Origin of the sequence: Prosthecomicrobium sp. N25 (genome assembly GCF_037203705.1) — a bacterium.
Taxonomy (GTDB): Bacteria; Pseudomonadota; Alphaproteobacteria; order Rhizobiales; family Ancalomicrobiaceae; genus Prosthecodimorpha.
Window position 1 is genome coordinate 1 of the sequence record NZ_JBBCAT010000004.1, and the last position, 23,348, is coordinate 23,348.

General features: G+C 70.9%; 27 protein-coding genes. 16 read left to right on the forward strand and 11 right to left on the reverse strand.

Annotated features, from left to right (window positions below):
* Window positions 1–444: 444 nt before the first annotated feature.
* From WBG79_RS22060 to WBG79_RS22075, 4 genes are all read right to left on the reverse strand, one after another.
* Window positions 445–828, reverse strand: a complete 384-nt coding sequence (locus WBG79_RS22060; protein ID WP_337359397.1) for a hypothetical protein — start codon at window positions 826–828, stop codon at window positions 445–447.
* 268 nt (window positions 829–1,096) lie between these two features.
* Window positions 1,097–1,585 carry a flagellar protein FlgN gene (locus WBG79_RS22065; protein WP_337359398.1) on the reverse strand — a complete coding sequence of 163 codons (489 nt, stop codon included), beginning with the start codon at window positions 1,583–1,585 and terminating at the stop codon, window positions 1,097–1,099.
* Window positions 1,582–1,890 (reverse strand): rod-binding protein, encoded by a 309-nt coding sequence (locus WBG79_RS22070; RefSeq protein WP_337359399.1) that lies wholly within the window; start codon window positions 1,888–1,890, stop codon window positions 1,582–1,584. Before WBG79_RS22070 ends, WBG79_RS22065 begins: the two co-directional genes overlap by 4 nt.
* Window positions 1,891–1,892: 2 nt before the next feature.
* Window positions 1,893–2,975, reverse strand: a complete 1,083-nt coding sequence (locus WBG79_RS22075; protein WP_337359854.1) for a flagellar basal body P-ring protein FlgI — start codon at window positions 2,973–2,975, stop codon at window positions 1,893–1,895.
* Window positions 2,976–3,265: 290 nt separating this feature from the next.
* Here WBG79_RS22075 and WBG79_RS22080 point away from each other — a divergent pair, with 290 nt between their 5' ends.
* From WBG79_RS22080 to WBG79_RS22100, 5 genes are all read left to right on the forward strand, one after another.
* The gene (locus WBG79_RS22080; RefSeq protein WP_337359400.1) at window positions 3,266–3,682 is read left to right on the forward strand and encodes a flagellar assembly protein FliX; all 417 of its coding nucleotides are present in this window, start codon (window positions 3,266–3,268) and stop codon (window positions 3,680–3,682) included.
* A 148-nt stretch (window positions 3,683–3,830) separates the two neighbouring features.
* Window positions 3,831–4,250 carry an RNA polymerase-binding protein DksA gene (dksA, locus tag WBG79_RS22085; protein ID WP_443147502.1) on the forward strand — a complete coding sequence of 140 codons (420 nt, stop codon included), beginning with the start codon at window positions 3,831–3,833 and terminating at the stop codon, window positions 4,248–4,250.
* A gap of 146 nt (window positions 4,251–4,396) precedes the next feature.
* Complete coding sequence (locus tag WBG79_RS22090; RefSeq protein WP_337359401.1) at window positions 4,397–5,419, forward strand: ABC transporter substrate-binding protein; 1,023 nt, start codon at window positions 4,397–4,399, stop codon at window positions 5,417–5,419.
* Window positions 5,420–5,440: 21 nt separating this feature from the next.
* Entirely contained in the window at window positions 5,441–6,208 is a 768-nt protein-coding gene (locus WBG79_RS22095) for an ABC transporter ATP-binding protein (protein WP_337359402.1), read from the forward strand.
* Window positions 6,201–7,001, forward strand: a complete 801-nt coding sequence (locus WBG79_RS22100) for an ABC transporter permease (protein WP_337359403.1) — start codon at window positions 6,201–6,203, stop codon at window positions 6,999–7,001. Before WBG79_RS22095 ends, WBG79_RS22100 begins: the two co-directional genes overlap by 8 nt.
* 33 nt (window positions 7,002–7,034) lie before the next feature.
* Here WBG79_RS22100 and WBG79_RS22105 read toward each other — a convergent pair whose 3' ends face one another.
* Entirely contained in the window at window positions 7,035–7,937 is a 903-nt protein-coding gene (locus tag WBG79_RS22105) for a LysR family transcriptional regulator (RefSeq protein ID WP_337359404.1), read from the reverse strand.
* 104 nt (window positions 7,938–8,041) lie between these two features.
* Here WBG79_RS22105 and WBG79_RS22110 point away from each other — a divergent pair, with 104 nt between their 5' ends.
* A complete protein-coding gene (locus WBG79_RS22110) occupies window positions 8,042–8,269 on the forward strand; it encodes a hypothetical protein (RefSeq protein ID WP_337359405.1) in 228 nt (75 codons plus the stop codon).
* Entirely contained in the window at window positions 8,269–8,667 is a 399-nt protein-coding gene (locus tag WBG79_RS22115) for a tautomerase family protein (RefSeq protein ID WP_337359406.1), read from the forward strand. The genes WBG79_RS22110 and WBG79_RS22115 overlap by 1 nt, the downstream gene beginning before the upstream one ends.
* A gap of 162 nt (window positions 8,668–8,829) precedes the next feature.
* On the opposite strand, the gene flgH is transcribed toward WBG79_RS22115, so the two are convergent.
* The 4 genes from flgH to flgF are packed head-to-tail and all read right to left on the reverse strand — an operon-like array spanning window position 8,830 to window position 12,097.
* Window positions 8,830–9,570: a flagellar basal body L-ring protein FlgH gene (gene flgH / locus WBG79_RS22120; protein WP_337359407.1), complete on the reverse strand. Its 741-nt coding sequence runs from the start codon at window positions 9,568–9,570 to the stop codon at window positions 8,830–8,832.
* Window positions 9,567–10,556, reverse strand: a complete 990-nt coding sequence (gene flgA, locus WBG79_RS22125; RefSeq protein ID WP_337359408.1) for a flagellar basal body P-ring formation chaperone FlgA — start codon at window positions 10,554–10,556, stop codon at window positions 9,567–9,569. Before flgA ends, flgH begins: the two co-directional genes overlap by 4 nt.
* Before the next feature lie 9 nt (window positions 10,557–10,565).
* A complete protein-coding gene (gene flgG / locus WBG79_RS22130; protein WP_337359409.1) occupies window positions 10,566–11,351 on the reverse strand; it encodes a flagellar basal-body rod protein FlgG in 786 nt (261 codons plus the stop codon).
* A gap of 11 nt (window positions 11,352–11,362) precedes the next feature.
* Window positions 11,363–12,097, reverse strand: a complete 735-nt coding sequence (gene flgF, locus WBG79_RS22135) for a flagellar basal-body rod protein FlgF (protein WP_337359410.1) — start codon at window positions 12,095–12,097, stop codon at window positions 11,363–11,365.
* 343 nt (window positions 12,098–12,440) lie between these two features.
* Here flgF and WBG79_RS22140 point away from each other — a divergent pair, with 343 nt between their 5' ends.
* The 5 genes from WBG79_RS22140 to WBG79_RS22160 all read left to right on the forward strand — a co-directional run bounded on the left by WBG79_RS22140 (window position 12,441) and on the right by WBG79_RS22160 (window position 19,346).
* Complete coding sequence (locus WBG79_RS22140) at window positions 12,441–12,971, forward strand: flagellar basal body-associated FliL family protein (protein ID WP_337359411.1); 531 nt, start codon at window positions 12,441–12,443, stop codon at window positions 12,969–12,971.
* 9 nt (window positions 12,972–12,980) lie between these two features.
* Complete coding sequence (gene fliM / locus WBG79_RS22145; protein ID WP_337359412.1) at window positions 12,981–14,207, forward strand: flagellar motor switch protein FliM; 1,227 nt, start codon at window positions 12,981–12,983, stop codon at window positions 14,205–14,207.
* On the forward strand, window positions 14,204–14,716 hold the full coding sequence (locus tag WBG79_RS22150) for a DUF6468 domain-containing protein (protein ID WP_337359413.1): 513 nt from the start codon (window positions 14,204–14,206) through the stop codon (window positions 14,714–14,716). The genes fliM and WBG79_RS22150 overlap by 4 nt, the downstream gene beginning before the upstream one ends.
* Window positions 14,713–15,465: a MotE family protein gene (locus tag WBG79_RS22155; RefSeq protein WP_337359414.1), complete on the forward strand. Its 753-nt coding sequence runs from the start codon at window positions 14,713–14,715 to the stop codon at window positions 15,463–15,465. The genes WBG79_RS22150 and WBG79_RS22155 overlap by 4 nt, the downstream gene beginning before the upstream one ends.
* An 83-nt stretch (window positions 15,466–15,548) precedes the next feature.
* On the forward strand, window positions 15,549–19,346 hold the full coding sequence (locus WBG79_RS22160; protein ID WP_337359415.1) for a tetratricopeptide repeat protein: 3,798 nt from the start codon (window positions 15,549–15,551) through the stop codon (window positions 19,344–19,346).
* Window positions 19,347–19,370: 24 nt separating this feature from the next.
* Here WBG79_RS22160 and fliP read toward each other — a convergent pair whose 3' ends face one another.
* On the reverse strand, window positions 19,371–20,216 hold the full coding sequence (fliP, locus tag WBG79_RS22165) for a flagellar type III secretion system pore protein FliP (RefSeq protein ID WP_337359416.1): 846 nt from the start codon (window positions 20,214–20,216) through the stop codon (window positions 19,371–19,373).
* The gene (locus WBG79_RS22170; protein WP_337359417.1) at window positions 20,213–21,628 is read right to left on the reverse strand and encodes a hypothetical protein; all 1,416 of its coding nucleotides are present in this window, start codon (window positions 21,626–21,628) and stop codon (window positions 20,213–20,215) included. Before WBG79_RS22170 ends, fliP begins: the two co-directional genes overlap by 4 nt.
* Window positions 21,629–21,885: 257 nt before the next feature.
* Here WBG79_RS22170 and flgB point away from each other — a divergent pair, with 257 nt between their 5' ends.
* Genes flgB through fliQ form a run of 4 tightly spaced genes read left to right on the forward strand, consistent with a single transcriptional unit; the run spans window position 21,886 to window position 23,339 of the window.
* Window positions 21,886–22,296 (forward strand): flagellar basal body rod protein FlgB, encoded by a 411-nt coding sequence (flgB, locus tag WBG79_RS22175; protein WP_337359418.1) that lies wholly within the window; start codon window positions 21,886–21,888, stop codon window positions 22,294–22,296.
* Between the two features lie 6 nt (window positions 22,297–22,302).
* Complete coding sequence (flgC, locus tag WBG79_RS22180) at window positions 22,303–22,716, forward strand: flagellar basal body rod protein FlgC (protein ID WP_337359419.1); 414 nt, start codon at window positions 22,303–22,305, stop codon at window positions 22,714–22,716.
* A 12-nt stretch (window positions 22,717–22,728) separates the two neighbouring features.
* Window positions 22,729–23,046 (forward strand): flagellar hook-basal body complex protein FliE, encoded by a 318-nt coding sequence (locus tag WBG79_RS22185; protein ID WP_337359420.1) that lies wholly within the window; start codon window positions 22,729–22,731, stop codon window positions 23,044–23,046.
* Window positions 23,047–23,075: 29 nt separating this feature from the next.
* Complete coding sequence (gene fliQ / locus WBG79_RS22190; RefSeq protein ID WP_337359421.1) at window positions 23,076–23,339, forward strand: flagellar biosynthesis protein FliQ; 264 nt, start codon at window positions 23,076–23,078, stop codon at window positions 23,337–23,339.
* The last annotated feature ends 9 nt before the right edge of the window (window positions 23,340–23,348 follow it).

Sequence of the window (23,348 nt, forward strand, 5' to 3'; positions counted from 1 at the left end):
GCGGAGTTGACCTTCTTGCCGGTGGCGAGCCGGCCCTGCGTCAGCGCCACGTTGGCGGCGGTGTTCTGCAGCTGGAGGAGGTTCGAGCGGATGCCCTTCGAAACGACGATATCAGCCATGGTACGCTCCCATCCTGGGGTATAGACGCGCATCCCTTTCTGAGATGCCAGTGGATAGAAGCATCCGAATCTTTCTATGAACTTAAATCATTGCGCTGAAGTCCCGTGTCGGCTGCCATGGTTACCGAAGACTGTCGCGGCGCTCGACCGGGCAGGAGCCTGCCGCCGTTCGCCTTGAGGGCGGGGGGCGAGCAAGTGCGCTCGCGGGCGCGAACCGCAGGCGAAGCGTCGCGGCGGCGGCTCCTCGATGGCATGGAGGGGATCGACGACGAAAACCCCCGCCCCAGGTTCGGAGCGGAGGCGAGAGGCCTGGCCGGCCCTGCTGTCAGGCGCTGCGGGCGACCTCGTGCTCGCGGCCGTCCTCGCCGTCGAGGACCGACTGGAGGGCGACCTTCATGCGCAGGTAGGACTCGGCGGGGATCTGGTCGAGCACCGTCCCGGAGCCTTCCTCGATGACCTTCATCACGGTCATACCGGTCGCCGCGTCGTTCTCGATCTCGCGGCGGCGCACGCTCGCGAGGTCGATCGTGTTCGACCGGCGGGCACGGGCCTCGGCGCGGCCGTCGTTGTCGGCGGCGGCCGAAGCGCCCCCGGACTGCTGCACGACAGCCTGTACGGGCAACTCGGTGTGGACGGTAGGGGCGGTCTCAACCGCCCGCGCAGGGGCGATCGGCGCAGCTGCGATCGGCCTCAGGGTTCCGGTTTCCATGACACACTCCCGGGCCCGTCCTGGGCCCCATACCACTCCTGGGAGCGATCCTAGCGAGAGCCGTTGAATCGTCCGTTAAGGCGTACAGGACAATTCGACGGGTCGACTCGGAATTTTGAGACCTCGTAACAAATCGATATGGCCGACCCAACGTCGACGGCCGGACATTATTGGTCCATGATGGTGTCCGCTGAATGTGTGAACGGAAGCATTTCCGGCGTTAACGCTCGGGACTCGGGCAGCCAAAACGAAGACTCGCGAGGATTCGTCAGAGATTCCGGTCGAGCGCCAGTCCACGGGCGCCGGTCTCCGCCGATGGCCTGACCGTCGACCCCGGGCCGTAGGTGCGCGGGCCGGCCTGGCGGCCGACCGCGTCGGAGACGTTGCGCACGATATCCTCGGCGACGTCGCGGGCGGTGGCCAGCACCGCGAGGTTGACCTTCAGCAGTTCGGCGAACAGTGCATGCTTGGCGCGCATCGCCTCGACGGCCGCGGGCGCATGGCGAGCGAGGGCGACCGAGTTGGCCTTCACGCGGCTGCGGATGCGCACGTAGGCGGCGGCGAGGCGCGATTTGTCGATCGCCATGTCGCCGGCCTGGAGGAGCGCGCCGGCGCGGACCAGCCTAGTCTCTTCCTCGATGACGCCGATCAGCCCGTCCATGGTGGCGTCGAGCTCGGCGAGGATCGACTCCGCGCCGGCCGGGGTCATCACAAGGATCTCGGCATTGTCCTCCGAGGGCACGAACTCCGGGTTCATGACGCGGCTCCTTCCTGAATGCGCAGCATTTCGCGATAGACGGTGTCGGCGACGCCGATGCCGCCGCGGCGGACCATCTCCTTGCCGTACTGGTCGATGAGCATGCCGCGCCAGGTTTCCTCGGCCTGGCCGCCGTGGAAGGGACCGGAGGTCTCGAGCCCGGCGAACATCTGCTTCATCATGGCGGAGAGAAAGACGGCCTCGTATTCCTCCGCGGAGGCGCGAGCGCGCGCCTTGGCGTCGCCGCGCTTGGCGGCCGTGGGGACGATGGAGGGCAGGGGCTCGGCGATCTGCAGGGGCGTCATGGTCACATCACCTCGATCTCGGCCTGGAGGGCGCCGGCTGCCTTGATGGCCTGGAGGATGGAGATCAGGTCGCGCGGGCCGATCCCGAGCGCGTTCAGCCCGTCCACGAGTTCGCGCAGGGAGACGGACTCGCGCACGATGGCGAGGCGGCGCTTGTCGTCGGTGTTGACGGTCACCTCGCTGCGCGGCGTCACCACGGTCTGGCCGCGCGAGAAGGCCTCGGGCTGGCTCACCTGGGCGTCCTCGCTGACGGTCACGGTCAGGTTGCCCTGGGCGATCGCCACGGTGGAGACGCGGACGTCCTGGCCCATGACGATGATGCCGGTCGACTCGTCGACCACCACCTTGGCGGGCAGGTCGGGCTGGACGGTGAGCTGCTCGATGTCGGTGATCAGGTCGACGATGTTGCCGTTGAACTTCGGCGGTAGGGTCAGGCGGACGTTCGAGGGATCGGTCGGCTCAGCGACGGGCATCCCGATCAGGTCGTTCACCGCCTGGGCGATACGGCGGGCGGTGGTGAAGTCCGGGTTGCGCAGGGCGAGGCGCACGCTCGACAGGGTGGCGAGCTTGAACTCGATCTCGCGCTCGACGATGGCGCCGTTGGCGATGCGGGCGGAGGTCGGCACGCCGCGGGTCACCGTGGTGGCGTCGCCCTTGGCCATGAAGCCACCGACCGCGAGCGGCCCCTGCGCGATGGCATAGACCTCGCCATCGGCGCCCATGAGGGGCGTGACCAGGAGGGTGCCGCCCTGGAGGCTCTTGGCGTCGCCGAGGGCGGAGACGTTCACGTCGATGCGGCTGCCCTGGGTGGCGAAGGGCTGCAGGTTGGCGGTGACCATGACGGCCGCCACGTTGGCGGTGCGCAGGTTGGCGCCGCGGGTGTTCATGCCGAGCCGCTCCAGCATCGCCTGCAGGCTCTGGCGGGTGAAGGGCGCGTTGTTGAGGCTGTCGCCCGTGCCGTTCAGGCCGACGACGAGGCCGTAGCCCACGAGCTGGTTCTCGCGAACGCCCTCGAAGGACGCCAGGTCTTTGATTCGCGAGGCCGCGGCCGCCGGGTATGCCCCGAGGCCGGCCAGCGAGGCCATGAGCAGGATCGCGGCGATCCCGCGGGTCCGATTACGCTTCATCAACGAGATCTCCCCAAATCTCGAAGAGCCCTGATGCGAGGGTCGTGCCAGTCGGCCCGGTCATCCAGGATCCGGCAGGATTGCTCGGATTCGGTCTGCCGGGAGCGGGGCGGGAGGTCGGGGCCGGCGCCCATTCCTGCCGGGCGTGCCCGGGTCCGGCCGGCAAAGTCTGCCGGGCGATTAACAGGGCGTTAACCATACCGGCCGATCCTCCGGTCGGGCTCGGCTGCGGAACGGGAGGGTCGACGATGCGGATCGACGGACCGGGGCGTCCGAACGGGATCGGCGGGCCGGCGGGGGCGCGGCGCGGCGGGGGCCAGTCGTCCTTCGCGCTGCCGGAGGAGAGCCGCACCGCGCGGGCTTCGACCACTCCCGGCGCGGGCGGCGTCTACGACGTGGCCGCGCTCATCGCCCTGCAGGCGGTTGAGGATCCCCTGCAACGCCGGCGCCGGGCCGTGCGCCGGGGATTCGACCTTCTCGACGTGCTCGATTCGATCCGGTTGGACCTGCTCGCCGGCTCGGTCTCGCCGGAGCGGCTGGAGCGGCTGGTCGGGTTGCTCGGCAAGCCGGAGGGCGCGGGGGATCCAAAGGTGGACGCGCTCATCGAGGAGATCGAACTGCGCGCCCGGGTGGAACTGGCCAAGCGGGGCACCTATCCGGACTGAAGGCCTGGAGCTAAGCCTCCGTGTTCGCGTCAGTTTTCGGTCACAGTCAGGTTCACGAGAACGTCGTCATTGCGACATTGTATCCTGCCGCGCGCCTGTCTATATTCCGCGCGCCTCGCGAGGGGGATACCAGGGAGTAGGAAGGGACATGATCACGGCCGAGATCGAAGAAGATTATCGCCCGTCGGAAGACGAACCCTTCATGAACGATCGTCAGCGTGAGTATTTTCGGAAGAAGCTGAATGCTTGGAGGGACGAGATCCTGAAGGAGTCGAAGGAGACTCTCCAGCATCTCGCCGACGAGAGCCAGAACCATCCGGATCTCGCCGACCGTGCCTCTTCGGAGACCGACCGGGCCATCGAACTCCGCGCCCGCGATCGTCAGCGAAAGCTGATCGCCAAGATCGATGCCGCCCTGAAGCGGCTCGACGACGGAACCTACGGATATTGCGAAGAGACGGGGGAGCCGATCTCGCTGAAGCGCCTCGACGCCCGGCCGATCGCGACCCTTTCGATCGAGGCCCAGGAGCGGCACGAGCGCCGCGAGCGGGTGTACCGGGACGACTGACCCGGACCTCAGTGACGCCGGAGCGGGGCCGCCGGTCCCGCCCGGTCCCTTGCGACCTTGTCAGGTTTCGTCCGAACCCCTACCGTCCGCACGAGGACGAGCCAAGCCGCGGGACGCGGCCATCGGCAGACGGGGAGACGACGAGAATGAGGCGTATCACGCGACGGGCGGCCGGGGCCGCCCTGGCCGGGGCGGTCGTGCTGGCATCCTTGCCGGCGCTCGCGGCCGACAAGGTTTCGGTCGGCGTGCTGCGCTTCGTCTCCTCGGGCGGGCTCTTCCTCGCGGTCGAGCGCGGCTATTTCAAGGACCAGGGCATCGACGTCGACCTCAAGTTCTTCGAGGCGGCGCAGCCGATCGCGGTGGCGATCGCGTCGGGAGACATCCAGTTCGGCGTCACGGCGCTGACGGCGGGCACCTTCAACCTCGCCGGCAAGGGCGCCCTGAAGGTGATCGCCTCGCAGGGCATGGAAAAGAAGGGTGTCAAGGGCAACGCCCTGATCGCCTCCAACGAGTCCTACGCGAAAGGCTTCACCAGTTTCGAGAAGCTGCCCGGCACCTCGATCGCGATCACGCAGGTCGGCTCCTCCTTCCACTACCAGATGGGACAGATCGCGGCCGCCAAGGGCTTCGACTTGGCCAAGATCGGGCTGAAGCCCCTGCAGTCGCTCCCCAACATGGTCGCGGCGGTGAAGTCCGGGCAGGTCGACGGGGCGCTGATCGCGCCGCACATCGCGCGGGCGATGATCGACAAGGGCGAGGCGAAGCTGGTCGGCTGGTTCTCCGACGTGGCCGAGTACCAGTTCGGCGCGCTGTTCGTCGCCTCCAAGGTGGCGACCGAGAACCGGGACCTGACGCAGCGCTTCGTGACCGCCTACCAGAAGGGCATGGCCGACTATGCCGCCGCCTTCCTGCGCGTCGACGGCAAGGGCGAGCGGGTGGTCGACGAAACGGCGAAGAGCGCGGCGGCGCTGGTCGGCAAGCACGTCTACCCGGCGGACAGCGCCGATGTCGCGGCGCCGAAGGTGATCGAATCGGCCGTCGCGGTCGACGAGAAGGCGCGGATCGACTTCGCCGACATCGAGCGGCAGATCGCCTGGAACAAGGCGGAGAAGCTGGTCACCCCCGAGGTGGACGCGAAGGCCTTCGTGGACACGAGCTTCGCCAAGTAGCCGGCCCGAGGGACGCCGCGCATGGACCTGATCGCCCGCGGCATCCGGCACGGCTACGAGGGACTGACAGTGCTCGACGACGTCACGCTCGAGGTGGCGAGCGGCGAGATCGTCGCGGTCATTGGCCCGTCCGGCTGCGGGAAGTCGACGCTGCTGCGCATTCTCGGCGGGCTGGAGCGGCCGGACGGCGGCGCGGTGCTGACACGCGGGGCGGTGCCGAAGGGAACCCTGAACCCGCTCACCTACGTGTTCCAGGACTTCGCCCTGGTGCCCTGGCGCAGCGTCGCCGGCAACGTCGCCCTGCCGCTGGAGCATCACCGGCTGGCACCGGGCGAGCGCGAGCGGCGGGTGGCGGACGCGCTGGCGCGGGTCGGGCTCTCCGACTTCGCGGGCGCCCTGCCGCGGCAGCTCTCTGGCGGGATGCGGCAGCGCACGGCCATCGCCCGGGCCCTGGCGGTCGATCCGGCCGTGCTGCTCATGGACGAGCCGCTCTCCGCCCTCGACGCGCAGACGCGCGAACTGCTGATGGACGACCTCCTCCGGCTCAGCGCGGCGAGTGGTTTCACGGCGGTCTACGTCACCCACAATATCGCCGAGGCCGTCCGGCTCGGGCACAGGGTCGTGGTCCTCTCGCGCCGGCCCGGCCGCATCCGGGAGGTGGTCGAGATCGGGGTGCCGCTCGGCGAGCGGCGCGACGACCATCCGGCGGTCGCGGCCGCCCGCGACAGGCTCTGGGCGCTCATCCGCGACGAGGCGGCCGCGGCGGACCGGGAGGTGGTCCATGGCTGAGGCGGGCGACACCCGTCCCGTGCCGTTCAGGGGCGGCGGCTTCCGGCCCGGAACGCTGCCCTTCGCCGGCCCCCTGACCTTCCTGGCGGTGCTTGGCCTGTGGTGGGTGGCAAGCCATGCGGGCTGGGTCGCCCGGTTCGCGCTGCCGACGCCCGAGGAGGTCTTCCTCGCGCTCGGCGACCTCGTCGCGTCCGGCCAACTCGCCCGGCATCTCACCGCCTCGCTCGGCCGGCTGCTGGCGGGCTGGGCGCTCGGCGCCTCGGCCGGGGTTGCGGTGGGGCTCGCGATCGGGCTCTTCTCGCTCGCCCGCTCGACGGCGCTGCCGCTCGTCTCGGCCCTCTTTCCGATTCCGAAGATCGCGCTCCTGCCGCTCTTCATCCTCTGGTTCGGGATCGGCGAGGCGTCGAAGGTCGCCACCATTGCGTTCGGGGTCTTCTCGCCCATGGCGATCGCGGCCTTCGGGGGCGTCGACGCCGTCGACCGGACGCTGATCCGCATGGCGCAGAGCTTCGGGCTCCCGGCCCGCGACATCGTCCGCAAGATCGTCTTGCCGGGCGCGCTGCCGGCGCTCCTGTCAGGCGCGCGCATCTCGGCCTCGATCGGGATCATCCTCCTCACCGCGGCGGAGATGATCGGGGCCGAGCACGGGGTCGGGGCGCTCGTGCTGGCGGCCGGCAACCTCATGCAGACCGACCAGCTCGTCGCCGGCGTGCTCGTGCTCTCCGGCCTGGGGCTGATCATCGCCAAGGGGATCGGCCTCCTGGAGCGGCGCCTCCTGACCTGGCGGGGCTGATCTGGGGCGGGGCTGATCCGGGCGGGGCGTGCCTCAGGGCGCGCGGCCGGCCGTCTCGACCAGGAAGTCGACGAGGGCGCGGACCCGGGGCAGCGCCTGCCGGCCGGGCGGCATCAGGGCCGTGATCGGGACCTCCTCGGAGACATGGTGGTCGACGAGGAGGGGGACGAGCCGGCCTGCCGCGATGGCGTCCTCCAGGATGAAGCCGGCGAGGCGCGAGATGCCGAGGCCCGCGAGCGTCATGTCGAGGATCGCGTCGGCGCTGTCCGAGGTGACGGCGCCCGAGACCTTGACGGGCACGACCGTCCCGCCGACCCGGAGCGGCCATTCGGCCAGGCGGGAGTAGCCGGTCAGGCGCAGGCAGGTGTGGCGCGCGAGGTCGGCCGGGGTCCGCGGGACGCCGTGACGGGCGAGGTAGGCCGGGGAGGCGGTGATCACCCGAGTGGCGCTGCCGAGCCGGCGGGCGACGAGGGTGGAGTCGTCGAGGGGGCCGGTGCGGATCGCCACGTCGATCTGCTCGCCGATGATGTCGACACGGCGGTCGGCCACCGACAGCTCGATCGACACGTCGGGATAGCGCTCGTGGAACGCGGGCAGGATCGGGGCGAGCCGGTGCCGGGCGAAGGCCGTGCCGGTGTTCACGCGGACGAGACCGCGGGGGTGTCCGCGTGCGGCCATCACCTCGGCCTCCGCGGCCTCAACGGCGGCCAGGATCTCGCGGCCGCGCGCCAGCATCGTCTCGCCCTCCGGCGTCAGCGCGAGGCGGCGCGTGGTGCGCTGGAGCAGGCGGACGCCGAGCCGGTCCTCCAGGCGCGAGACGGTCCTGGAGACGCCCGAGGCGGTCAGCCCGCGCTCGGCCGCGGCGGCGGCGAAGCTGCCGAGCTCCACGACGCGAACGAAGGTGGCGATGGCGTCGGTCGGGGTGGGTCTATTCATGACTTTTCATCAGGAGTGTGCGCTTCGATCCGCTGATTATGCGATCGAATGTTTCGAATACCGTTCTCCCATGGACCGCATCGGTCCGCCAGAGGAGATCGGCCATGGTTGATCCGGCTTTCGCGACCCGTCCCGCGCCCGCCTGGCGCGCCGAGGACGGCTCCATCGACTACGAGGGCATCCGCCGCGCCGCCGCGGACGCACGGTCTGCCGCCATGGCGGGGCTGGTCCGCCGCGTGCTGGCCGCCGGATCGGCCCTGCTGCTGCCGGCCCCGCCGCGCCACCGGCGTGCCCGGCCGGTCCGTCTCCACCGTCCCGAGGAGGTCCTGTGATGCCGCTCGTGCAGATCGATGTTCCCGCCCTCCTGGCGCCCGAGCGCGTGCGCGCCCTGGCGGATGCCGTGCATGACGCCCTGGTGGCGACGGTGGGCGTCCCGCCGGCGGACCGGTTCCAGGTCATCCGCCGGCACCAGTCCGGCGACCTCCTCGTCGACCCGGCCTATCTCGGTATCGCGCGCGGGCCGGAGGCGGTGATCGTCGCGATCGCGTTCCGGCGCGGACGCACCGACGAGCAGAAGCGGGCGCTCTACCGCGCCATCGCGGCCGGCGCCGCGCTCGAGGCTGAGCTTCGGCCGGAGGACGTCATGGTGGTCCTGACCGAGAACGGTCCGGCCGACTGGTCCTTCGGGCGCGGTGTCGCCCAATATGCGGCGGAGGCGGTTCCGGCGTGACGGCGCCGTCGCCAACCGGACTACCGGACAAGGGACGGCGCGGGCCCGTGGGGAGCGGGCCCGCGCCTTCGTGTGCGCCGGCCGGGTGGGGAGGCCCGGGGGGATCCGGCGCGCTGGGGAGGGATGCCGGGCGTCGGCTCGCGGCCACGCCCGGGAACGCGGTCAGAACGGCAGGATGATGTCGAGCACCTGGTTGCCGTAGCGCGGCTGCTGGACGTCGGTGATCTGGCCGCGGCCGCCGTAGGCGATGCGGGCCTCGGCGATCTTGGTGGACTCGATCGTGTTGTCGGCCGCGATGTCCTCCGGGCGGATGATGCCGGCGACGATCAGCTCGCGGATCTCGAAGTTGACCCGGATCTCCTGACGCCCCTCGACCACCAGGTTGCCGTTGGGCAGGACCTGGGTGACTACGGCGGCGACGTTGGTCTCCAGCTTCTCGGAGCGGTTGACGGAGCCCGAGCCCGCGTTCTCGTTCTTGGCGGTGGTGGCGACGAGGTTCGAGGCGGAGGTCTCGGTTGGGATCACCTTCTGCAGGTAGTAGCCCGGGACGCCGCCGACGCTGTCGGTCTCGGTCGTCGAGCGCGAGCGCTTGGTCTCGTTGTCGATCTCGGCCTTGTCGCCGATCGTCACCTTCACGGTCAGGATGTCGCCGACGCGGGCGGCGCGCTGGTCCTTGAAGAAGGCGCGCGCGCCGGAGCGCCAGAGCGAGTTCGGCGCGTAGGCGGCGACCTGCGGGTCTGGCATCGGCAGGCTGACGGGCTTGTAGCCGGGCTGGGCGGTCGGGTCCTTGATCGCCGTGAGCTTCGGCGTGTCGCCGACATTCGACAGTCGGTCGAGCGTGTTCGAGCAGGCCCCGAGGGGCGCGGCCGCGAGGGCGAGGAGGAGGATACGCGAGACTGTCACTGTTGAGCCCTCCCGAGGCTCGCGACCGAGGTGCCGCCCGGGCCGACCGTGACCCGGCCGGGGCCGGAAACGGTGCCGACGACGGTGCGCTTCGATTGCGGATTGAGAACGGTGATGACGTCGCCGAGCGAGCCCTGCTCGAGGGCCTGGGCGCGGGCGGAGAGAACGAGACCGGGCGACTGGTAGACCAGGGTGATGGTCTCGCCCCGCTTGACGAGCAGGGGCTGCTGGACGTCCCCGGCGGTCAGCGGCGTCTCGGCCCTCAGCGCGCGGCGGGCGGCGAGACCGGCGAAGTCCTCCACGGCGGCGGGGCGATTGGCGCCGGCCTGGCGCTTGGGGACGCGCTGGACCACGAGATCCTCGGCGCGCAGCACCTCGCCGCGGGCGAGCGGACGGGTCAGCACGACGGTGTCGACCACCTCGGTCGCCTGCCCACGCAGGCGCAGGCGCTCGGGCGCGGCGCCCTTGTCGATGAGGACGAGCGCCTCGAAGCGGCCGTTGCCGGGGACGCTGTTGACGCTGGCGATCCGGACGGGGGCGGGCGAGCGCTCGTCGGCGAGGCGCGGCTCGAGCGGTTGGTCGAAGGTCACCTGCAGCTCGCGGGCGTCGGCGACGCCCATCTGGCGGGCGAGGGCGGCGGCGACCAGGGACTGGATCTCCCCGGCCCCGATCTCGCGGGCGCTGCGGGTGACGCTGACCTCGACGAGCAGGCCTTCGGAGGCCTCGCGCAGGCCGGCGGCCCGCGCCTCGGCGAGCACGCGCCAGGCCGGGACGGTGCCGGTGGTGCCGAGGTCGGGGGCGCGGAAGATCGCACGGTCGGCGAGCGGGCCGGCGTTGTCGAAGAAGTCGCCGATGGTGACGAGCTCGGCGGCGACCGTCACGGCGGCACGGAGCGTCGGGCGGGCCGGCTCGGCCGCCGGGGCGGGAGCGGGGCCGAGCCCGCAGGCGAGCAGGGCGGCGAAGGCGAGGAAGCGGCGGACCGTCATGGCTCAACCTCAGCGGAACTGGATGGTGGCCGACATCATCTCGTCGGCGGCACGGATCACGCGGGAGTTCATCTCGTAGGCGCGCTGGGCGGCGATCAGGTCCGAGATCTCGGCGACCGGGTTGACGTTGGCGATCTCGAGATGGCGCTGCAGGAGCGACCCGTAGCCCTCGTCGCCGGGGTTGGCGACCTGGGCGGGGCCGGAGGAGGCGGTCTCGATGAAGATGTTGTCGCCGATCGCCTCGAGGCCCGACTTGTTGACGAAGCGGGCGACCTGGATCTGGCCGATGACGGTCGCCGCCGGAGCGTTGCCGATGACGGCGGAGACGGCGCCCTGGGCACTGATGGTCAGGCCCGAGGCGTTGACCGGGATGGTGATGGCCGGGTCGAGCGGGTAGCCGTTGACGTTCACCATCGCGCCATTGGCATCGCGCTCGAAGGAGCCGTCACGGGTGAAGCCGGTCCGGCCGTCGGGGAGCGAGATGCGGAAGAAGCCCTCGCCGCGGAGCGCGAGGTCGAGCTCCTTCTCGGTCGATTCGACGTTGCCTTGCGACATGATCCGGGGCGTCGCGGCGGTGCGCACGCCCGAGCCGATCTGCACGCCGGTCGGCAACAGGTTTCCGGAGTCGGAGCTCTGCGAGCCGACCTGGCGGAGATTCTGGTAGAGCAGGTCCTGGAAGTCCGCACGCTGGCGCTTGAAGCCGGTCGTGCGCATGTTGGCGATGTTGTTCGAGATGACTTCGACGTTCAGTTCCTGGGCGAGCATGCCCGAGGCGGCGATGTGCAGGGCCTTCATGGCATCCCTCCTCAGCTCACCTGGCCGAGCTTCTCGATCGCCGAGCGACGGAGGTCGTCGGCGTTCTGCATCCACTTGGCGACGCTCTCGTAGCTGCGCTGGACCGCGATCATGCGGGAGAGCTCGACCACGCCGCGCACGTTGGACTTCTCGATCTGTCCCTGGACGACCCGGGGCAGGGTGGCCGGAATGGGGTTCTCGCCCTCGAAGAGCGTCTCCCCGACCTTCTTCAGGCTGCCCTGCCTCTCGAAGTCGACGACCCTCAGCTTCCCCTTGACCCCCTGGTTTGTTGAGATCGTGCCGTCGGAGGCGATCGACAGGTTGGTCTCGCCAGGCTGCAGCGTCAGCGGCCCGCCATCGGTCAGGACGGCGTCGTTGTCGCGGGTGACGAGCTGGCCCTGGGCGTTGACCGCGAAGGAGCCGTTGCGCGTGTAGCGTTCGCCCTGCGGCGTCTGCACGACGAACCAGCCGCGGCCGTCCAGGGCGACGTCGGTCGGGTTGCCGGTCGCGGTCATCTGCCCCGGCTGCATGTCGTAGAGGTTGGCGTCGTCGACGACGAAGCTGATCGGCTGGTCGGGCCGCAGGAAGGTGTTGGCGGCGGCGCGCGGCTGGCCGATCTCCTCGAAGAGCAGCGACTGCGCCTTGAAGCCGTTGGTGTTGATGTTGGCCAGGTTGTTGGCGATCAGGTCCATCTGCCTCTGCAGCGTCACCTGTCGCGACAGCCCGACGAGCTGTGCGTTTTCCATCGATCGTCCCCAGCGACCGCCGTCAGCTCCCCAGCCTGGCGGTCCGGGATCCCAATGCGAGACCCGTGCCAGACGGAAAAATGGCGGATCTCTGGGCTTTTCGAGCCGGGACCGGCGTCCCCGCCCGGCAGGGTTTGCCGGGTCGCCGCAGCGCGGGGGCGGTCGTTGCCGGGCAACGGAATTCAGCGGTCGGCGTAACCCTTCGTTATTTCACAATACACGGCCCGGACCCCCAAATCCTTCCAAACCGTTAATCTTTACAGTTCATTAACCATTTTCTCCTTAGCTGTTCCCCGCGCGGATACGCGTGGAGTACGCGCGATTCCGAGGGCCCGGGGGCAGGATGGCGAAGAAGCCGACCAAGAAGGACGAGGCGGAGGCCGCGGCGCCGGAGGGCGCCGACGACGCCGCCAAGGCCAAGAAGAAGAAGCTCATCGTCTTCGGCGGTGCCGGCCTCGCCGTGCTCCTGATCGGAGGCGGCGCGGGCGCCTACTTCATCGGGCTGTTCGGCGGCAAGGCCGCCGACGAGCACGGTGTACACCCCGCGGCGCACGCGGAGGCGCCGAAGCCGGCGATGTTCGTCGAGCTTCCGGAGCTCACCGTCAACCTGTCGACCATCGACCAGCGGGCCACGTACCTGAAGGTCAAGATCGCGCTGGAGGTCACCGACAGCGCCGCCGTCGCCAAGATCCAGCCGATCCTGCCGCGCGTGCTCGACGCCTTCCAGGTGTACCTGCGCGAGTTGCGCAGCTCCGACCTCGACGGCTCAGCCGGACTCTATCGGGTCAAGGAGGAGCTGCAGAAGCGCGTCAACATCGCGATCTACCCGGCGCGGGTCGATGCCGTGCTGTTCAAGGAAATCCTGATCCAGTAGGCGGGCGCGATGGCGGGACCGGAAGACGACCTCGAAGACCTGGACGCCGCCTGGGGTGCGGCGCTGGCGGAGCAGAAGGGCGACGACGGCGGCGACGACCTCGCGGCCGAGTGGGGCGCCGCGCTCGCCGAGCAGGGGGTGGAAGGGGCCGACGAGATGGCGTCCCAGTGGGGCGCCATGCTGGACGATTCCGACACGGACCTCGACCAGGCGACGCGCGGCGGCGACCGCATCCTGAATCAGGAGGAGATCGACAATCTTCTCGGCTTCAACCTCGACGACAACATCGCGGCCGACCAGTCCGGCATCCGGGCGCTCATCAACTCGGCGATGGTCTCGTACGAGCGCCTGCCGATGCTGGAGATCGTGTTCGACCGGCTCGTCCGGCTGACCACGACCAGCTTGCGCAACTTCACCTCCGACAACGTCGAGGTCTCGCTCGATTCCATCACCTCCGTCCGCTTCGGCGACTACCTGAACTCGATCCCGCTGCCGGCGATCCTGGGGGTCTTCAAGGCGGAGGAGTGGGACAACTTCGGGCTGGTGACGGTCGATTCGAGCCTCATCTACTCGATCATCGACGTGCTCCTCGGCGGGGGGCGGGGCACCACCCCGATCCGCATCGAGGGGCGGCCCTACACGACGATCGAGACGAACCTCGTCCGGCGCATGATCGAGGTCGTGCTGTCGGACGCCGAGCAGGCCTTCGCGCCGCTGTCGCCGGTGCGCTTCAACCTGGAGCGGCTGGAGACGAACCCGCGCTTCGCGGCCGTGTCGCGGCCGGCCAACGCGGCGATCCTGGCCGAGTTCCGGATCGACATGGAGGACCGCGGGGGGAAGATCGAGGTCCTCATCCCCTATGCGACGCTGGAGCCGATCCGCGAGCTCCTGCTGCAGATGTTCATGGGCGAGAAGTTCGGCCGCGATCCCATCTGGGAAGGCCATCTCGCCACCGAGATCTACGGGGCCGACATCGCCGTCGACGCGGTCCTGTTCGAGCGCGAAATGTCGCTCGGCCAGATCCTCAACCTCAAGGTCGGCCAGACCCTCGTCTTCGACGCCGGGCCCTCCGACCCGGTGACGATCAAGTGCGGCGGCATTCTGCTGACCGAGGGCCACATGGGCCGGGTCGGGGACAGCATTTCGGTGAAGGTCGCGCGCAATCTGAAGCGGCCCAAGATGACGCTCGCGGCCTTCGAGAAGGCAGCATCCCAGAAGGACATGCAGGCATCATGACGAGCACGTGGATCGGAATCGGCATCGAGGCAATCGTTGCCGTTCTCCTCGCCATCACAATATCTTATTGTGTTATGCTCAACTCGCGCCTCAAGCGGCTTCGGGCCGACGAGTCGCAGCTCAAGGCGACCATCCTGGAGCTGGTGCGGGCAACCGAGATCGCCGAGCGGGCGATCCTCGGGCTGAAGCAGGCCGCGCAGGATTGCGACCAGACCCTCGCCAAGCGAGTGCGCGAGGCGGAGTTCTTCTCGGTGGAGATCGCCCGTGAGATCGGGGAGGGCGAGCAGGTGCTCGACCGCATCGCCCAGATCACGCGGACGGTCAGGGGGATTTCCGCGCCGGCGGCCGCGGAGCCCGAGGGCGGCGGCGAGGCCGGCGCTCCGGCTGCGGCTCCGGCTCCGGCCGCGGACGCCAAGGCGCCGCGGATGTCCGAGCTCAAGATGAAGTTCGCGCAGTCGGCCGAGCGCCTGGCGAGCCTGCGCAAGGATCTCGAAGGCCAGGCCGCATGACGCAGCCCCGGCTCCTGCCCCTCGTCGTGTTCGCGACCGCGGTGCTGCTCGCCCTCAAGGGCGTCCACCTGGCGATCGCGTCCGGGCCGGAGCCGGTCCGCGTGGTGGCGGCGGCCGACAAGGACCCTTTCGCGGGGGTCGACCCGGATCCGGTGACGACCGCGAGCGGAAGCGGCGGCGGGCACGGCGAGGCGGCTCCGGCCGCGGCGCCGCCGGGGCATGGAGTCGAGCCCGCCAAGGTCAAGGTGGAGGTGACCACCGAGAAGCCCGCCGAGGCCAAGCCGATCCCCGGGCAGGAGCTCATGTCGGAGATCGCCATTCTGCAGAAGCTCGCGGAGCGTCGGAAGCTCATCGAACAGCGCGAGAAGGAGCTCGAGATGCGCGAGCAGCTCCTGAAGGCGACCGAGGGCAAGATCGAGAAGCGCATCGACGACCTGAAGTCCATCGAGGGCCAGATCGGCACGGCCACCAAGGCGAAGGAGGAGGAGAAGTCCAAGGAGATCACGGATCTCGTGAAGATGTACGAGTCCATGAAGGCGAAGGACGCCGCCCGCGTCTTCGACCGGCTCGACACGAGCCTCCTGTCCGACATCGCCCGCCAGATGAACCCCAAGAAGCTCGCCGACGTGGTCTCGAAGATGAGCCCGGAGGCGGCCGAGAAGCTCACCATCGAGCTCGCCAACCGACGCAAGGAGCCGGTGGCCCAGCCGGCGCGCGAACTGCCCAAGATCGACGGGAACCGCGGCTGAGCGCGGCTTCGACTTAACCGGCCGTTCACGGCGGCCGTTTACCCTTCGCGGGTCCCGCAGTTCCCGCGTCGAAGGGACTTCGTTTGCGTCCGGCCTACGCCATACCGTCGACGATCGCTACCCGCGTCGCCAGGGCCCTCCGGGTCGCCCTCGTGGCCGCCGCCGCCCTTGTGTGGCCGGCCTCCCAGGCCGCCGCGCAGGGGAACGCGCGCGCCGAGGTGACGGCGACGCAGGAGAAGGGCTTCGGCCGGATCACGGTCAGCTTCACCGACCGCACACTCCTGCCGCAGTTCACCACGCGGGTCTCCGGGAACGTACTCGTCGTGCAGTTCGCCGAGCCGGTGACGGTCGACGTCGATCGTCTGCCGACGCTGATGCCCGCCTATGTGCAGATCGCCCGGCGCGATCCGGACGGGCAGGCGCTGCGCTTCGCGCTGACCCGGCAGGTGAAGGTCAATACGCTCGAGGCGGGGGAGAAGCTCTTCATCGACCTCCTGCCGCCGACCTGGGCGGGGCCGCCGCCCGGGCTGCCGGACGCCGTCGTGCAGGAGCTCGCCCGGCGGGCCGAGGCGGCGCTGAAGGCACAACGCGAGGCGGAGAAGCAGAGGTTCGGCCTCAAGGTCCTGCCCAAGCTCGACTTCCGGGTCGGGCGCCATCCGACCTTCACGCGCTTCTCCTTCGGCTGGAACGTACCCTTCGACACGCAGCTCGCCCGCGAGGACGACCGGGTCGTGCTGACCTTCAACCGGATGGCCGAGATCGACTTCGCCCCCGTGCTGACCGACCCGCCGCCCGCGCTGAAGGAGATCGCGGGGGAACGGGACGGCGACAAGCTCAAGATCGTCATGACGATCGCGCCGGAGGCGGACGTCCGCGCGTTCCGGGAGGACCAGAGCTACGTGGTCGACCTGTCCCTGCCGGGCAAGCCCGCTAACGCGGCCGAGGCCGCCGTGCGCAAGGCGCTCGCCGAGTCCTCGGGGGTCGGCGAGAGGGCCCGCGAGCTCGTCACCGCGCCGGCGGCCCCCGCCTCGTCCAAGGGAGCGGCCCCGCACGGCGACGCGGCCCTGACCGGCCTCGCCCTGCCGTCCCCGCAAGCGCCGGCGGCCGCTCCCGCCAAGGGCTCGGCCCCGAAGCCGGCGCAGCCCGCCTTTCCGAGGGCCGCCGAAGCCGGGGCGCCGGGGTCCAAGGCGGCGGACCCGGCGCCGGCGGCCCATTCGCCCGCCGCGGCACCCGGCACGGGGGCGGCGGAGGGCCAAGAGATGGCCAAGGGCCCGGCCGACGACCAGGGCGGCGAAGCGGACCCGACGGCCCAGCACGGCGAGGGCCCGCAGGACACCACGGCCGCCCGTTCGACGGACCTGCGCATCGTCCGGGTCGAGGCCAAGCGGATCGGCAACATCGTCCGCATCGCGTTCCCGTTCGCCGGCAAGGTGGCGAGCGCGGCCTTCAAGCGCGACGACGCGCTCTGGGTGGTGTTCGATTCCGAGATGCAGTTCGACACCCGCGCGATCGGGGCGTCCCTCGGCCCGCTCGCCCGCTCGGTGACGGTGACGAAGACCGAGCGGGGCCAGGCCATCCGCATCCTGCTCGGCGAGCCGATGCTGACGACCCTCGGTGCGGACGGGAATTCCTGGATCCTCACCATCGGCGAGATGGTGCTCGAGCCGGCGCGGCCGCTCTCGATCCAGCGCGTGTTCCGGGGCGGCGGGCAGGGGGCGCTGAAGGTCGAGCTGGCCGACGCGGGCAGCGTCCACGAGATCCAGGACCCGGTCGTGGGCGACAGGATGGTGGTCGTCACGGCCCTCGGTCCGGCGCGCGGGATCTTGAAGCCCTACAGCTACAGCGAGCTCGACACGGTTCCGTCGGCCCACGGCGTGGCGGTGGTGCCCCGCACGGACGACCTGTCGGTCTCGCTCGAGCCCGGGCAGGTGGTCATCTCGCGCGAACGCGGGCTCAACCTGTCGACCGGCTCCCTGACCCAGCCGCCCGATTTCAGCATCCCCAACGCGGAGCGCAAGAAGGCCAGGCGGCTGGTCGACCCCTCGGTCTTCGCTATCCAGGACCCCGCCGACTTCACGGCCCGCATCCGCTCGCTCATCGAAAAGGTGGGCCTCGCGCCGGAGCCCCAGAAGAACGCGGCGCGGTTCGACCTCGCGGAATTCTACATTGCCCACCGATTCGGGCCGGAGGCGCTCGGCGTCCTCCGGCTGATCGCCTCCCAGGAGCCGGGCATCGAGCGCGATCCCGGCTTCATCGTTCTCTTCGCCGCCGCGCAGACCATGACGGGGCGGACCGCCGAGGCGCGCCGGGCGCTCGGCCGCAGCGAGGTCGCCGACAACGCGGACGCGGCGCTGTGGCGCACGATCGCGGCGGCGGCGGAGCAGAAGTGGGACGAGGCGCGCGAGAGCGCCAGCAAGGCGGCGGGCGCCGTGGGGGGTTATCCACCGGACGTGCGCGCGCTGTTCGGCCTGGCGGCGGCCGAGGCCGCCGTCGAGCTCAACGACTTCGCGACGGCCCAGTCGCGGCTGGCCGAGATCGAGCCCGACGAGGTCGAGACGGACCTGCGCGCCCGCTACGAGCTCCTGCAGGCGCGGGTCGCGGACGCGGCGGGGCGGCCGGAGGATGCGACCGAGCGGTACCAGCGGGTGATCGCGACCGGCGACCGGATGGCCGGCGCGGAGGCGGAGTACCGGCGGCTGCGCCAGCTCGTGCGCGACGCGCGGATCCCGCCCGAGGAGGCGATCGACCGGCTGAAGTCGCTCGCCTTCGACTGGCGCGGCGACGAGATCGAGCTGAAGACCCTCCGGTTCCTGGCCAACCTGCAGTCCCAGCACGGGCTCTGGCGCGACGCCTTCCAGTCCATGCGCGCCGCCGTAATGGTGGCGCCGGATGCTTCGACCACCCGTCTCCTGCAGGACGAGATGGGCCGCGAGTTCGTCTCGCTCTATCTCGACAACAAGGCGGACCGCCTGTCGCCCGTTGACGCGCTGACGCTCTACTACGACTTCCGCGACCTGACGCCGATCGGGCGGCTCGGCGACGAGATCGTGCGCAAGATCGCCGACCGGCTGGTCGGGGTCGATCTCCTCGACCCAGCGGCGGAACTGCTCACCTACCAGATCGACAACCGCCTGCGCGGTGCGGCGCGGGCGCAGATCGCGGCGGACCTCGCCGTCGTCCACCTCCTCGACCGCAAGCCCGACAAGGCGCTCGCGGTGCTGAACAAGACCCGGCAGTCGCAGCTGCCGACCTCGGTGGAACGTCAGCGGCGCATGGTGGAGGCCCGGGCGCTCTCGGAGACCGGGCGCGGGGACGTGGCGCTGGAACTGGTCGGATCGCTCGGCGGCACGGACGTGGACAGGCTGCGGGCCGACATCCTGTGGCGGAGCAAGCGCTGGCGCGAGGCGGGCGAACGGCTCGAGACGATGCTCGGCGGGCGCTGGACGGAAGGCCCGCCCCTCGATCCGCAGGAACGGCAGGACGTGCTGCGGGCGGCGGTCGCCTATTCGCTCGGGAACGACAGCCTCGGGCTCGGGCGCCTGCGGGGCAAGTTCGCCGAGAAGATGGCGGCCGGCCCGAACGCGGCGGCGTTCGAGGTCGTCACCGCGCCGATCCAGAGCCAGGGCAACGAGTTCCGCTCCATCGCCAGAGAGATCGCGGCCGTGGACACGATGCGGAACTTCCTCGAGGAATACCGCAGCCAGTACATGAAGCCGGCGGACCAGCCGAAGGAGCCGGAGAAGAAGGACAAGGCGCCTCCGGGGCCGCAGGCCGCGGACAGGACGCCGGCGGGCACCAGGCTCGCCGCCGCCGAGCCGCCGGCCGACAAGGGCGGCGAAAAGCCTGCCGAAGCGGCGTCCGGAAAGGCCGCGGGGCACTGAGCCCGGCGCGCGCGCCGCGCCCCCTCAGCCGAAGCTCTTCACCAGGCTGCCAGCGACCAGGTTCCAGCCGTCGACCAGCACGAAGAAGATCAGCTTGAACGGCAGCGAGATCGTGACCGGCGGCAGCATCATCATGCCCATGGACATGAGAACGGAGGCGACCACCAGGTCGATGATCAGGAAGGGGAGGTAGAGCAGGAAGCCGATCTCGAAGGCGCGGCGGAGCTCCGAGATCATGAAGGCCGGGATCAGGATGCGGTAGCTGACGTCCTCCGGGCTGGCGGGCCGGGCCTCGCCGGAGAGGTTCACGAAGAGCTCGAGGTCCTTCTCGCGGACCTGGTTGCGCATGAAGACGTGGAAGGGCTGGGCGGCGCGCTCGATCGCCTGGTCGAGCTCGATGGTGTTCTCGGTCAGAGGCCGGATGCCCTCGTCGTAGGCCTGGGTGAAGACCGGGCTCATCACGAAGGCGGTCAGGAAGAGCGCGAGGCTGATCATCACCGAGTTGGGCGGCGCGGTCTGCAGGCCGATGGCCGTGCGCAGCAGCGAGAGCACCACGACGATGCGGGTGAAGCTCGTCACCATCACGACGATCGAGGGGGCGATCGACAGGACGGTGATGACCGCGATGAGCTGGACGGCCCGCTCGGTGACCGTGTTGCCCTGGCCGAAGTTGATCGAGATGTCCTGCGCCGAGGCGGGGAGCGCGCCGGCGAGGAGCAGGCCGGCCGCGAGGGCGGCGATCGCCAGCAGGGCGCCGCATGCCCAGAGCGCGGCCGGAAGCTGCCGGGCCGCGTCGCGCGACAGGACGGCGCGACGGCCCTCAGCGCCGGACCGACCCGGCGACGCCGGGCCGTGCGCCGCGGTGGTCATCTGTTGGCGGGTCCGGACAGCTCGGAGAGGAGCTTGGCCATCTCGGCCTCGAGTTCCTCCGCGGGGTTGCGCGGCTTCGACGGCTCGGCGGGGGCCGGCTCGGGCGGGCGGGCGGCAGCCGGTCCGGGCACGAAGGCGGCGGCCGTCTCGGGGCCGCGCCCCGGGGCCGGCGGCGGGGCGGCCGTCGCGGCCGGTGCAGGCGCAGGCGGTGCCGCCGGGCGCGGCGGCTGGGTGGGGGGCGCGGGCGTCTCCGGGGCCTTCGGCCGCTCCATCACCGCCACGCCGCCCGCGGCGGCGGGACGTTCCGGCGGAAGGGGTGGCGCTGCCGGCCGGACGGGGCGCTGGTCGCCGGGGCGGGGGGTGATGACCGACGCCAGGTCGGCGAGGGCCCGCTCGATCTCGCCGGCCACGATGTCGCGCGTCGCCTCCGGGGCGACCGGACGGGACCGGGCCGCGGCGGGCTCGGGGACGGGCGGCGGCGGGGGCGGCGCGGTCGGCGCCTCGCGGCGTTCGGCCACGTGCGCCGGCGGAGCGGCCGGTGCCGGCGGCGGCGCGGGACGGGGCACGGGTGCCTGCGGGGCGGGCGCAGTGGCGGCCGGCGGCGCGGCGGGCGGGGTCATGCGGGCGGGGTTGCGAAGGCCGACCGCCATGGTCGGCTCCTCGCGCAGGCGCTCCTCATCCTCCGCCGGGATCGCCGGGCCGCCGACCTTCACGGGCGCGGGCCGCGGCGGCGCCTCCGGGGTCGGTTCGGGGCGGACCGGAGAGGCAGCCTCGGTGCGCGCGGGCTCGGGGCGCGCGGGCTCGGGGCGCGGGGGTGCCTCGGCGCGGGCCGGCTCCGGCCGGGCGGGCGCTTCGGCGCGGGCCGGCGGGGCGGGCTCGCGCGGCGGCTCGGGTGCGCGCGGCGGCGGCGCGGGCGGGGGCGCCTCGGCGCGCCGGCGCTCGTTGAGGGCGGCCTTGAGGTCGGCCGCAACGCTGTTGGTGCGCGGCGGGGCCCCCGGGCCGGCGGCGAGCTCGGCACGCGCGACCGGCGGGGTCACGGCGGGAGCGGCGGGCGGCGGAGGCGGCACGCCGGCGGCCGCCGGCACGGAGGGCGCGTTGACCATCGGGTGGGCGCGCAGGATGCGGCTCTCGACGAGGACGTCGTTCGGGCCGCCGATCATGACGAGGTGCTCGACGTCGTCGCGGCGGAGCAGCACCAGCCGGCGCCGGCCGTCGACATTGGCCGCGTCGACCACGGCGAGCCGGCTGCGGCCGCGGGGATCCTGGCCCGCCGCGCCGATGCGCCCGCCGGACACCTTGCGGATGATCCAGGCGATCAGCACGATCAGCAGCACCACGAAGGCCAGCGCCAGGGCCATCTGGGCGGCGCGTCCGCCGTCGGCGCCGAGCATCGAATTCAGCCAGTCCCGCATCCCGGGTCACTCCTTCGCGCCGGAGGATCCTCGCGAATCTCCCCCGTGCGCCACGATATTAACGGACGGCGGCAGTTTCTGCCGCGCCGGTCCCGCTCTCTTAACCGACCCTTCACCAAAAAGGGCGCGGAATTCGGGCGGACCGACCGCCTCCGTTCCTATACGGCGCCAACCGTTAACCGGCCGTTAACCATGCGGCCGGAAGATTTTGCCGAGGCCGATCTCCCATTCGGGTGGGATCGGCCACGGAGCCTTGCATGTCAATCGGCGATCTGCCGCTCGTCGGCGCCCTGAAGACCAAGATGCGCTGGAACCAGGCGCGCCAGCGGCTCCTCGCCGAGAACGTCGCCAATGCCGACACCCCCCAGTACCGCGGCCGGGACCTGAAGGCCCCCCGGGTGCAGAGCTCGGGCCTGAGGCCGCCGAACCCGCCTTCGATCGCGGTCGCCACCACGGCAGCCGGGCATATCCAGGGGCGGCCGATCGGCGGGGCGGGCTTCCGCGACGCAGCCCAGACCGGCTTCGAGACCACGCCCAACGGCAACGCCGTCAACCTCGAAGAGGAAATGATGAAGGCGGCCGAGAACCAGATCGAGTACCAGGCCGTGACCTCGCTCTACCAGCGCAGCCTCGGCGTCATCCGCACCGCCATCGGCAAGAAGGGCTGACGTGTCATGGCCGACTTCTCGCAATCCCTGAAGATCGCCGCCTCCGGCCTCAAGGCCCAGTCCGGGCGGATGCGCGTGATCGCGGAGAACATCGCCAACGCGGAATCGACCGGCCGGTCCGCCGGCGAGGAGCCGTACCGCCGCAAGGTGCCGACCTTCGTGTCCAAGTTCGACCGCGAACTGGAGGCGCAGACCGTGCGGGTCGGCAAGGTCGAGCGCGACCGCTCCGACTTCAAGTCGCGCTACGAGCCGGGCCACCCGGCGGCGGACACCAACGGCTACGTCAAGTATCCCAATGTCGACAGCCTCGTGGAGGCGGTCGACATGCGGGAGGCGCAGCGGTCCTACGAGGCCAACCTCAACGTCGTGACCGCGACGCGCCGGATGATCATGCGCACGCTCGAACTGCTCAGGGCCTGAGGAGACTGACCGATGACGACGACGCCCTCCCTGGCGGCCAACGCGTACCGGATCGCGCAGGGCCTCGCGAATCGGCCGGACCAGAAGCAGAATGCGCTCGGGGACGCGACGCGGCCGGACTTCGCCAGCCTGGTGAAGGACGCCATGGGGGACGTCGTGCAGCAGGGACGGGCCGCGGAGGCCCGGCAGGCCTCCTACGCGGCCGGCAAGGCGGACGTGCTCGACGTGGTCACGGCCGTCGCCGAGACCGAGGTGGCGCTGGAGACCATGGTCTCTCTGCGCGATCGGGTGATCGCGGCCTACGAGGAAATCATGCGCATGCCGGTCTGAGGCGGCGCGGAGGGGGCAGGGCGGGGTCGATGACGGGTCCGGAAGTGATCGATCTCGCGCGCGACGGGATCTGGACGATCGTGCTCGTCGCCGGGCCGGTGATGCTCGTCGGGCTGATTGTCGGCGTGGTGATCGGCCTCCTGCAGGCGCTGACCCAGATCCAGGAGGCGACGCTCGTCTACGTGCCGAAGATCATCGCGATCTTCGTGGCGCTGATCGTCGCCTTCCCGTTCATGGGCTCCGTGCTCAACGGCTACATGGTGCGGATCATGGACCGGGTGGTCGGCATATGAGCCGGGTCG

Excerpts from the sequence above, each read along its gene's own strand:
- WBG79_RS22060 (WP_337359397.1), bottom strand. The coding sequence starts at position 828 with ATGGAAACCGGAACCCTGAGGCCGATCGCAGCTGCGCCGATCGCCCCT.
- WBG79_RS22065 (WP_337359398.1), bottom strand. The coding sequence starts at position 1,585 with ATGAACCCGGAGTTCGTGCCCTCGGAGGACAATGCCGAGATCCTTGTG.
- WBG79_RS22070 (WP_337359399.1), bottom strand. The coding sequence starts at position 1,890 with ATGACGCCCCTGCAGATCGCCGAGCCCCTGCCCTCCATCGTCCCCACG.
- WBG79_RS22075 (WP_337359854.1), bottom strand. The coding sequence starts at position 2,975 with ATGGCCTCGCTGGCCGGCCTCGGGGCATACCCGGCGGCCGCGGCCTCG.
- WBG79_RS22080 (WP_337359400.1), top strand. The coding sequence starts at position 3,266 with ATGCGGATCGACGGACCGGGGCGTCCGAACGGGATCGGCGGGCCGGCG.
- dksA (WP_443147502.1), top strand. The coding sequence starts at position 3,831 with ATGATCACGGCCGAGATCGAAGAAGATTATCGCCCGTCGGAAGACGAA.
- WBG79_RS22090 (WP_337359401.1), top strand. The coding sequence starts at position 4,397 with ATGAGGCGTATCACGCGACGGGCGGCCGGGGCCGCCCTGGCCGGGGCG.
- WBG79_RS22095 (WP_337359402.1), top strand. The coding sequence starts at position 5,441 with ATGGACCTGATCGCCCGCGGCATCCGGCACGGCTACGAGGGACTGACA.
- WBG79_RS22100 (WP_337359403.1), top strand. The coding sequence starts at position 6,201 with ATGGCTGAGGCGGGCGACACCCGTCCCGTGCCGTTCAGGGGCGGCGGC.
- WBG79_RS22105 (WP_337359404.1), bottom strand. The coding sequence starts at position 7,937 with ATGAATAGACCCACCCCGACCGACGCCATCGCCACCTTCGTTCGCGTC.
- WBG79_RS22110 (WP_337359405.1), top strand. The coding sequence starts at position 8,042 with ATGGTTGATCCGGCTTTCGCGACCCGTCCCGCGCCCGCCTGGCGCGCC.
- WBG79_RS22115 (WP_337359406.1), top strand. The coding sequence starts at position 8,269 with ATGCCGCTCGTGCAGATCGATGTTCCCGCCCTCCTGGCGCCCGAGCGC.
- flgA (WP_337359408.1), bottom strand. The coding sequence starts at position 10,556 with ATGACGGTCCGCCGCTTCCTCGCCTTCGCCGCCCTGCTCGCCTGCGGG.
- flgG (WP_337359409.1), bottom strand. The coding sequence starts at position 11,351 with ATGAAGGCCCTGCACATCGCCGCCTCGGGCATGCTCGCCCAGGAACTG.
- flgF (WP_337359410.1), bottom strand. The coding sequence starts at position 12,097 with ATGGAAAACGCACAGCTCGTCGGGCTGTCGCGACAGGTGACGCTGCAG.
- WBG79_RS22140 (WP_337359411.1), top strand. The coding sequence starts at position 12,441 with ATGGCGAAGAAGCCGACCAAGAAGGACGAGGCGGAGGCCGCGGCGCCG.
- fliM (WP_337359412.1), top strand. The coding sequence starts at position 12,981 with ATGGCGGGACCGGAAGACGACCTCGAAGACCTGGACGCCGCCTGGGGT.
- WBG79_RS22150 (WP_337359413.1), top strand. The coding sequence starts at position 14,204 with ATGACGAGCACGTGGATCGGAATCGGCATCGAGGCAATCGTTGCCGTT.
- WBG79_RS22155 (WP_337359414.1), top strand. The coding sequence starts at position 14,713 with ATGACGCAGCCCCGGCTCCTGCCCCTCGTCGTGTTCGCGACCGCGGTG.
- fliP (WP_337359416.1), bottom strand. The coding sequence starts at position 20,216 with ATGACCACCGCGGCGCACGGCCCGGCGTCGCCGGGTCGGTCCGGCGCT.
- WBG79_RS22170 (WP_337359417.1), bottom strand. The coding sequence starts at position 21,628 with ATGCGGGACTGGCTGAATTCGATGCTCGGCGCCGACGGCGGACGCGCC.
- flgB (WP_337359418.1), top strand. The coding sequence starts at position 21,886 with ATGTCAATCGGCGATCTGCCGCTCGTCGGCGCCCTGAAGACCAAGATG.
- flgC (WP_337359419.1), top strand. The coding sequence starts at position 22,303 with ATGGCCGACTTCTCGCAATCCCTGAAGATCGCCGCCTCCGGCCTCAAG.
- WBG79_RS22185 (WP_337359420.1), top strand. The coding sequence starts at position 22,729 with ATGACGACGACGCCCTCCCTGGCGGCCAACGCGTACCGGATCGCGCAG.
- fliQ (WP_337359421.1), top strand. The coding sequence starts at position 23,076 with ATGACGGGTCCGGAAGTGATCGATCTCGCGCGCGACGGGATCTGGACG.